6 protein-coding genes are annotated in these 6,932 nt (G+C 65.8%); all 6 read left to right on the forward strand.

Annotated features, from left to right (window positions below):
- The first annotated feature begins 252 nt into the window (after positions 1 to 252).
- Positions 253 to 627: a 30S ribosomal protein S12 gene (gene rpsL, locus ABDW21_RS07105; protein ID WP_163753893.1), complete on the forward strand. Its 375-nt coding sequence runs from the start codon at positions 253 to 255 to the stop codon at positions 625 to 627.
- Positions 627 to 1,097 (forward strand): 30S ribosomal protein S7, encoded by a 471-nt coding sequence (gene rpsG / locus ABDW21_RS07110; protein ID WP_343601331.1) that lies wholly within the window; start codon positions 627 to 629, stop codon positions 1,095 to 1,097. The genes rpsL and rpsG overlap by 1 nt, the downstream gene beginning before the upstream one ends.
- Positions 1,098 to 1,162: 65 nt before the next feature.
- On the forward strand, positions 1,163 to 3,268 hold the full coding sequence (gene fusA, locus ABDW21_RS07115; RefSeq protein ID WP_343601332.1) for an elongation factor G: 2,106 nt from the start codon (positions 1,163 to 1,165) through the stop codon (positions 3,266 to 3,268).
- Between the two features lie 108 nt (positions 3,269 to 3,376).
- Positions 3,377 to 4,567 (forward strand): elongation factor Tu, encoded by a 1,191-nt coding sequence (tuf, locus tag ABDW21_RS07120; protein WP_343601333.1) that lies wholly within the window; start codon positions 3,377 to 3,379, stop codon positions 4,565 to 4,567.
- A 149-nt stretch (positions 4,568 to 4,716) separates the two neighbouring features.
- Positions 4,717 to 5,535, forward strand: a complete 819-nt coding sequence (locus tag ABDW21_RS07125; protein WP_343710238.1) for a mycofactocin-coupled SDR family oxidoreductase — start codon at positions 4,717 to 4,719, stop codon at positions 5,533 to 5,535.
- Between the two features lie 84 nt (positions 5,536 to 5,619).
- A complete protein-coding gene (locus ABDW21_RS07130; RefSeq protein ID WP_343601336.1) occupies positions 5,620 to 6,825 on the forward strand; it encodes an FAD-dependent oxidoreductase in 1,206 nt (401 codons plus the stop codon).
- The last annotated feature ends 107 nt before the right edge of the window (positions 6,826 to 6,932 follow it).

Below are 6,932 nucleotides of genomic sequence, written 5' to 3' on the forward strand. Positions count from 1 at the left end.
CCCTAGACCCTCGCCGTCGCTTTGACCTGCCCGACCAGCGGCGGGTATTGTCGAAGCTCGTGCCTGGCGGCTACGGCGCTTCACCCAAGGCGCGCACGCCGGGCCAATTCGCATGTCCACGACGAGACGGATGAAATTCCGCGGCGGGCGCGTGCGACACACCCGACCGCGGGGTACAGGGTTTATCCCAAGGCCGGGCACAACTGCAGTACAGAGACTTCGAACCAGAACGCAACAGGAGAAAGCCGGTAGATGCCAACCATTCAGCAGCTGGTCCGCAAGGGGCGCCGGGACAAGGTCGCCAAGGTCAAGACCGCGGCCCTCAAGGGCAGCCCGCAGCGGCGCGGCGTGTGTACCCGGGTGTACACCACGACCCCGAAGAAGCCGAACTCGGCGCTTCGCAAGGTGGCGCGCGTCAAGCTGACCAGCCAGGTTGAGGTCACGGCATACATTCCCGGCGAGGGTCACAACCTGCAGGAGCACTCCATGGTGCTGGTCCGCGGCGGCCGGGTGAAGGACCTGCCGGGCGTGCGGTACAAGATCATCCGCGGCTCACTGGACACCCAGGGCGTCAAGAACCGCAAGCAGGCACGCAGCCGCTACGGCGCCAAGAAGGAGAAGGGCTGATGCCGCGCAAGGGGCCTGCGCCGAAGCGCCCGCTGGTCAACGACCCCGTCTACGGGTCGCAGCTGGTGACCCTGTTGGTCAACAAGGTTCTACTGAAGGGGAAGAAATCGTTGGCCGAGCGCATCGTCTACGGTGCGCTCGAACAGGCGCGGGATAAGACCGGCACCGATCCCGTCATCACGCTCAAGCGGGCGCTGGACAACGTGAAGCCCGCGCTGGAGGTGCGCAGCCGTCGGGTCGGCGGCGCCACCTATCAGGTCCCGGTGGAGGTGCGGCCGGAACGGTCCACCACGCTGGCGCTGCGGTGGCTGGTCAGCTTCTCCCGGCAACGCCGCGAAAAGACCATGGTCGAGCGCCTGGCAAACGAGATTTTGGACGCCAGCAATGGCCTGGGGGCGTCCGTGAAGCGACGCGAGGACACTCACAAGATGGCCGAGGCCAACCGAGCCTTCGCGCATTATCGCTGGTGATCCCGCCCGGCGATGGGGCCGGACGAGACTGCTGACCGAGCAACCGAAAGAGTGGGAAGACTTCTGTGGCACAGAAGGACGTGCTGACCGACCTCACCAAGGTCCGCAATATCGGCATCATGGCGCACATCGATGCCGGGAAGACGACGACGACGGAGCGCATCCTCTACTACACCGGCATCAGCTACAAGATCGGTGAGGTGCACGACGGCGCCGCCACCATGGACTGGATGGAGCAGGAACAGGAGCGGGGGATCACCATCACCTCCGCCGCCACCACCTGTTTCTGGAATGACAACCAGATCAACATTATTGACACGCCTGGGCATGTTGATTTCACCGTCGAGGTGGAGCGCAGCCTTCGCGTGCTCGACGGCGCCGTCGCGGTCTTCGACGGCAAGGAAGGCGTCGAGCCGCAGTCCGAGCAGGTGTGGCGGCAGGCCGACAAGTACGACGTTCCGCGGATCTGCTTCGTCAACAAGATGGACAAGATCGGCGCCGACTTCTACTTCTCGGTCAAGACGATGGAGGAGCGCCTGGGCGCCAACGTCATTCCGATTCAGCTACCCGTCGGGTCGGAGGGCGACTTCGAGGGCATCGTCGACCTGGTCGAGATGAACGCCAAGGTGTGGCGCGGCGAAACGAAACTCGGCGAGCGCTACGACGTCGTCGATATTCCGGCCGAACTTGCCGAGAAGGCCGACGAGTACCGTACCAAGCTGCTCGAGGCGGTGGCCGAGACCGACGAGCACCTGCTGGAGAAGTACCTCGGCGGCGACGAGTTGACGGTGGACGAGATCAAGGGCGCGATCCGGAAGCTGACCATCAGCTCCGAGGCGTACCCGGTGCTGTGCGGCAGCGCGTTCAAGAACAAGGGCGTGCAGCCGATGCTGGACGCCGTCATCGACTACCTGCCGTCGCCGCTGGACGTTCCGCCGGCCATCGGTCACGCTCCGGGCAAGGAGGACGAGGAGGTCGTGCGCAAGCCGTCGACCGACGAGCCGTTCTCGGCGCTGGCGTTCAAGGTGGCCACCCACCCGTTCTTCGGCAAGCTCACCTACATCCGGGTGTACTCGGGCACCGTGGAGGCCGGCAGCCAGCTCATCAACGCCACCAAGGGCAAGAAGGAGCGGCTGGGCAAGCTGTTCCAAATGCACTCCAACAAAGAAAACCCAGTGAATGCCGCCTCGGCCGGTCACATATACGCGGTCATCGGCCTCAAGGACACCACCACCGGCGATACCCTGAGCGACCCGAACCAGCAGGTCGTGCTGGAGTCGATGACCTTCCCCGACCCGGTGATCGAGGTCGCCATCGAGCCGAAGACCAAGAGCGACCAGGAGAAGCTGAGCCTGTCCATCCAGAAGCTGGCCGAGGAGGACCCGACCTTCAAGGTGCATCTCGATCAAGAGACCGGCCAGACCGTGATCGGCGGCATGGGCGAGCTGCACCTGGACATCCTGGTGGACCGCATGCGCCGCGAATTCAAGGTCGAGGCCAATGTCGGCAAGCCGCAGGTGGCGTACAAGGAGACGATCCGCCGGAAGGTGGAGAGCGTCGAGTACACCCACAAGAAGCAGACCGGCGGCTCGGGCCAGTTCGCGAAGGTCATCATCACCGTCGAGCCGTTCACCGGCGAAGACGGCGCCACCTACGAATTCGAGAACAAGGTCACCGGTGGACGCATCCCTCGCGAGTACATCCCCGCGGTGGATGCCGGCGCCCAGGACGCTATGCAGTACGGCGTGCTGGCCGGCTATCCGCTGGTGAACGTGAAGGTCATCCTGCTCGACGGTGCCTACCATGACGTCGATTCCTCTGAGATGGCGTTCAAGATCGCGGGTTCGCACGTGATGAAGAAGGCGGCCGCCGCGGCTGCGCCGGTGATCTTGGAACCGATCATGGCCGTCGAGGTCATCACGCCCGAGGACTACATGGGCGACGTGATCGGCGACCTGAACTCCCGCCGTGGCCAGATCCAGGCCATGGACGAGCGCGGCGGCGCACGCGTGGTCAAGGCGCACGTGCCGCTGTCGGAGATGTTCGGCTACGTCGGCGACCTGCGGTCGAGGACGCAAGGCCGGGCGAACTACTCCATGGTTTTCGACTCGTACGCCGAAGTGCCGGCGAACGTGTCGAAGGAGATCATCGCGAAGGCGACGGGCGAGTGAGCGAAGCTTAGGCGACCCGGAGTAACCTTGCCCGGTCACCAGCGGGGCAAAACTGAAAACATCAACACTGCTTTAGCAAGCACCAACAAGTCCAGGAGGACGAGAGAAGTGGCGAAGGCGAAGTTCGAGCGGACGAAGCCGCACGTCAACATCGGGACCATCGGTCACGTTGACCACGGCAAGACCACGCTGACCGCGGCGATCACCAAGGTTCTGCACGACAAGTACCCGTCTTTGAACGAGTCGCGTGCATTCGACCAGATCGACAACGCGCCCGAGGAGCGTCAGCGCGGTATCACCATCAACATCTCCCACGTGGAGTACCAGACCGAGAAGCGCCACTACGCGCACGTCGACGCGCCGGGCCACGCCGACTACATCAAGAACATGATCACCGGCGCCGCCCAGATGGACGGCGCGATCCTGGTGGTGGCCGCCACCGACGGTCCGATGCCGCAGACCCGCGAGCATGTGCTGCTGGCCCGCCAGGTCGGCGTGCCTTACATCCTGGTCGCGCTGAACAAGGCCGACATGGTCGACGACGAGGAGCTGCTCGAACTCGTCGAGCTAGAGGTCCGGGAACTGTTGGCCGCCCAGGAGTTCGACGAGGACGCCCCGGTGGTCCGGGTCTCCGCGCTCAAGGCGCTCGAGGGCGACTCGAAGTGGGTCGAGGGCATCGAGGAGCTGATGAACGCGGTCGACGAGTCGATCCCCGACCCGGTCCGCGACACCGAAAAGCCCTTCCTGATGCCGGTCGAGGACGTCTTCACCATCACCGGACGCGGCACCGTCGTCACCGGCCGGGTGGAGCGCGGCGTGATCAACGTCAACGAGGAAGTCGAGATCGTTGGCATCAAGCCGACCAGCACCAAGACCACCGTCACCGGGGTTGAGATGTTCCGCAAGCTGCTCGACCAGGGGCAGGCGGGCGACAACGTCGGTCTGCTGCTGCGTGGTGTCAAGCGCGAGGACGTCGAGCGCGGTCAGGTGATCACCAAGCCCGGCACCACCACGCCGCACACCGAGTTCGAGGGCCAGGTCTACATTCTGTCCAAGGACGAGGGCGGCCGGCACACGCCGTTCTTCAACAATTACCGTCCGCAGTTCTACTTCCGCACCACGGACGTGACCGGTGTGGTCACGCTGCCGGAGGGCACCGAAATGGTGATGCCCGGTGACAACACCAACATCTCGGTGAAGCTCATCCAGCCGGTCGCCATGGACGAGGGCCTGCGCTTCGCGATCCGCGAAGGCGGCCGCACCGTCGGCGCCGGCCGGGTCACCAAGATCATCAAGTAGTTTACGGCGACGCGGCGCTCACCTGAACGGGTGAGCGCCGCGTCGCGTTCAGTGCTGCCGCTCGATGCGCTCATCACGGGACCCCGGTGGGGGTGAAACACGTTTCAGTTTCGCTGCTAGCCTGTCGGCAGCCGACGAAAGGGGCGTGGATGTCGGGAAGTTTGCAGGGTCGGGTGGCATTCGTCACCGGAGCCGCCCGTGGGCAGGGTCGTTCGCATGCGGTTCGGCTGGCCCGTGCGGGCGCCGACGTGATCGCCCTGGACGTCTGCGCGCCGGTGTCCGACAGCATCACCTACCCGGGGGCGACTCCGGAGGACCTCGCCGAGACAGTGCGCGCAGTCGAAGCCGAGGGCCGTAAGGTGCTGGCCCGCGAGGTCGATGTTCGCGACGACGCGGCGCTGCGGCTGCTGGTAGCCGACGGCGTGGAGCAGTTCGGCCGGCTCGACGTCGTGGTCGCCAACGCGGGCGTGCTGAGTTGGGGCAGGGTCTGGGAGTTGACCGACGAGCAGTGGGACACCGTCATCGGGGTGAACCTGTCCGGTACCTGGCGCACGGTGCGCGCCGCGGTGCCGGCGATGATCGAGGCCGGCAACGGCGGATCGATCATCGTCGTCAGCTCGTCGGCGGGACTGAAAGCCACGCCCGGCAACGGCCATTATTCGGCGTCCAAGCACGGGCTCGTGGGATTGACCAACACGCTGTCCCTGGAGCTGGCCGAATTCGGCATCCGCGTCAACTCTATTCACCCGTACTCCATCGAAGCCGCCATGGTCGAACCGGAGGTGATGGCGCAGATCTTCACCAAACACCCGCATTATGTGCACAGCTTTCCACCAATGCCGTTGCAGCCCAAGAGCTTTATGACGCCCGACGAAGTGTCGGACGTCGTGGTCTGGCTTGCCGGCGATGGCTCGGGTGCCATTACCGGTCTCCAAATCCCGGTTGACAAGGGCGCACTGAAGTATTGACTCCCGTGGTGGGAACTCACACTTGCTCGATACCACCCGAGGGACGCCGCCGGGGTGGTCGCCGTGCCGGCGGATGATCCCGTCGTGCACGACATCGCCGTGACCGGTAGCGGCAACGGAGCTGACACGAAAATCGTGATCGTCGGCGGCGGTCTGGCGGCGGTACGGACCGCCGAACACCTGCGCCGCGCCGATCACACCGGCTCCATCACCATCGTCAGCGACGAAGTCCACTTGCCTTACGACCGGCCCCCGCTGTCCAAGGAGGTGCTGCGCAGCGAGGTCGACGACGTAACCCTAAGGCCGAGGCAGTTCTACGACGACAACGACATCACGCTTCGTCTCGGCTCGGCGGCAACCGGCGTGGACACCGTCGCACGGACAGTGGCGCTGGCCGACGGCTGCGTGCTCGGCTACGGCGAGCTGGTTATCGCGACCGGCCTGGTGCCGCGGCGCATTTCGGCGTTCCCCGATCTCGAGGGCATCCGCGTGCTGCGCTCGTTCGACGAGAGCCTGGCGCTGCGCGAGCACGCGTCGCAGGCCCGGCACGCCGTGGTCGTCGGCGCCGGCTTCATCGGTTGCGAGGTCGGGGCAAGCCTGCGCAGCCTCGGGGTGGACGTCGTCCTGGTGGAGCCGCAGCCGGCGCCGTTGGCATCGGTGCTGGGTGTCCAGATCGGCGAGTTGGTGGCGCGGCTGCACCGCGCCGAAGGTGTCGACGTGCGCGCCGGAGTCGGCGTTGCAGCGGTCCGCGGACCGGGCCGGGTGGACACGGTGGTGTTGACCGATGGCTCCGAGGTGACCGCCGACCTGGTGGTGGTCGGCATCGGGTCACGGCCGGCGACGGACTGGCTGGCCGGCAGCGGGGTCGATGTCGACAACGGCGTGATCTGCGATGCGGCCGGACGTACCAGCGCGCCCAACGTGTGGGCGCTCGGTGATGTTGCCTCCTGGCGAAATCCGATGGGACATCAAGTGCGGGTGGAACATTGGAGCAACGTTGCCGAACAGGCCCGAGTCGTGGTGCCCGCGATGCTGGGACGTGACACGCCGTCGAACGTCGTCGTCGCGTATTTCTGGAGCGACCAGTACGACGTCAAGCTCCAGTGTCTGGGCGAGCCGCACGCCACCGACACCGTGCACCTCGTCGAGGACGACGGTCGCCGGTTTCTCGCGTACTACGAGCGCGACGGTGTGGTGGTCGGCGTGGTCGGTGCCGGGATACCCGGCGCGGTGATGAAGACCCGGGCCAAGGTCGCTGCAGGGGCGCCGATCGCGGAGGTCCTCCGGTAGCCGGCCTCCCCGCGACAGTGCGCAGAATCCCGTCCGACTCCGGCGTAACGCCGATCAGACACGCACGCTCGCCGGGGGAGGCCGGGATCCGCGCAGGCCCGACCCGG

The organism is Mycobacterium sp. (genome assembly GCF_039583805.1).
GTDB lineage: Bacteria > Actinomycetota > Actinomycetes > Mycobacteriales > Mycobacteriaceae > Mycobacterium.

What these genes read in the sequence shown, in the direction of transcription:
- rpsL (WP_163753893.1), top strand. Translation starts at nt 253, where the DNA reads ATGCCAACCATTCAGCAGCTGGTCCGCAAGGGGCGCCGGGACAAGGTC.
- rpsG (WP_343601331.1), top strand. Translation starts at nt 627, where the DNA reads ATGCCGCGCAAGGGGCCTGCGCCGAAGCGCCCGCTGGTCAACGACCCC.
- ABDW21_RS07125 (WP_343710238.1), top strand. Translation starts at nt 4,717, where the DNA reads ATGTCGGGAAGTTTGCAGGGTCGGGTGGCATTCGTCACCGGAGCCGCC.